This is a genomic window from Priestia sp. SIMBA_032 (genome assembly GCF_046535215.1).
In the GTDB taxonomy this organism is placed as follows: Bacteria; Bacillota; Bacilli; order Bacillales; family Bacillaceae_H; genus Priestia; species Priestia aryabhattai.
This window is the reverse complement of the sequence record NZ_JAWRXD010000459.1, coordinates 1-283: the sequence shown is the minus strand read 5'-3', so window position 1 is coordinate 283 and position 283 is coordinate 1. Positions and strand designations below refer to the sequence as shown.

The following is a 283-nucleotide window of genomic DNA, read 5'->3' as shown; positions in this document are numbered from 1 at the left end:
CGAGGCGGAACCGGCCGACGACGCCCAACTGCACCTGACGTCGACCCGCGTTCGCTTCCTGGCCCTGGCCGCAGGCGACACCACCTCCGACGGCCTGACCTTCGAGGGCGACGCGACAGTCCTCGCCCGCCTCACCGCAGTCCTGGACGCCGGCGATCCGGACTTCAACATCGTCGTGCCCTGAGAGCACTCCCTCGAGCGGTGGGTAGATGCCGGAATTCTCGGCCAGTTGCGACATCTGCTCACCACTCGACGGGTCGTAAGCGGGCGCGTCACCGGGGGA

1 protein-coding gene is annotated in these 283 nt (G+C 68.9%); it reads left to right on the top strand.

Annotated features, from left to right (window positions below):
* The coding region (locus SB717_RS35155) for an alkyl sulfatase C-terminal domain-containing protein (protein WP_410907527.1) at positions 1-184 on the top strand (184 nt) is incomplete at its 5' end.
* Positions 185-283 lie beyond the last annotated feature (99 nt).